Below are 1,319 nucleotides of genomic sequence, written 5' to 3'. Positions count from 1 at the left end.
CCTTATTACGTAATAAGGTGACCGACGCTGAGATCGCCGATGTCCTTTCAAAGCAAACCGGTATTCCTGTTTCTAAAATGCTAGAAGCGGAAAAGGAGAAGCTTCTGAAAATGGAAGGTGTTCTGCATAAGCGGGTTATCGGTCAAGCGGAAGCGGTCGAAGTGGTATCGAATGCGATTCGTCGTAGCCGTGCTGGTTTGTCTGATCCGAATAAGCCGATTGGTTCGTTCTTGTTCTTAGGGCCAACAGGTGTCGGTAAAACCGAACTGTGTAAAACATTAGCTAACTTTATGTTCGATAGTGAAGATGCGATGGTGCGTATCGATATGTCTGAGTTTATGGAAAAACATTCTGTCGCTCGTTTAGTTGGTGCGCCCCCTGGTTATGTGGGCTATGAAGAAGGTGGGTACTTAACCGAAGCTGTTCGTCGAAAACCTTATTCTGTCATTCTGCTTGATGAGGTAGAGAAAGCTCACCCAGATGTTTTCAATATTCTATTGCAGGTTTTAGATGATGGACGATTAACTGACGGACAAGGTCGCACGGTCGATTTTAGAAATACCGTGGTAATCATGACATCGAACCTAGGTTCAACTCGTATTCAAGAGAACTTTAATACATTGGATTACCAAGGCATTAAAAATGAGGTTATGGAAGTGGTGGGTAAACATTTCCGACCTGAGTTTTTGAATCGAGTTGATGAAAGCGTTGTGTTCCATCCATTAGGCCAAGAGCACATTGAGTCAATTGCCGCTATTCAGCTTGAGCACTTGAAAAAGCGAATGGAAGACAATGGTTATGAGCTTGAAGTATCGGATAAAGCACTGAGGCTGATTTCTAAAGTCGGTTTTGATCCTGTATATGGTGCGAGGCCTCTTAAAAGAGCAATTCAGCAGAGTGTTGAGAACCCATTAGCGAAAGCGATACTTGCGGGGAAAATCAATCCGGATAAGAAAGTGCAGCTATTAGTGAATAACGACCGAATTATTGCTCACCAATAATCAAGGTAAGAACGATAGGTACGATTAGTCGAAATTAAGACGCAATCGTACCTATTTTGAACGCTTTGAGTGAATAGTGTCCGAACGATCGCCTGTGGCGATTTTTTTCTGTTTTTGGTCTTGTGCAAAGGGGGATTCTCTCTATAATGCGCCTCCGTTGCTAGGGATAACCAAGCGGTTTGAACTAAGTAACGAGACGACATTAAGCATTTAAGATGCTTTGAAAAATTAGCTGGAAAAAGTGTTTGACACTGGAACCCAATTCGCTAGAATGGCCGTCCACTTAGAGATGCTCCTTACTAAAAGGAACGCTCAACA

Annotated in this window: 1 protein-coding gene; it reads left to right on the top strand. The window is 43.0% G+C overall.

All coding sequences use genetic code 11. The annotated features are described in order from the left end of the window. Nucleotides 1–1,001, top strand: a 1,001-nt coding sequence (locus tag AB4496_RS25515; RefSeq protein ID WP_372132637.1) for an AAA family ATPase, incomplete at its 5' end; no start/stop codon positions are given. Nucleotides 1,002–1,319 lie beyond the last annotated feature (318 nt).

This window comes from Vibrio sp. 10N.222.46.A1 (assembly GCF_041473595.1).
In the GTDB taxonomy this organism is placed as follows: Bacteria; Pseudomonadota; Gammaproteobacteria; order Enterobacterales; family Vibrionaceae; genus Vibrio; species Vibrio tasmaniensis_A.
Note: the sequence above shows the minus strand (reverse complement) of the source record. Positions and strands in the feature narration are given on the sequence as shown.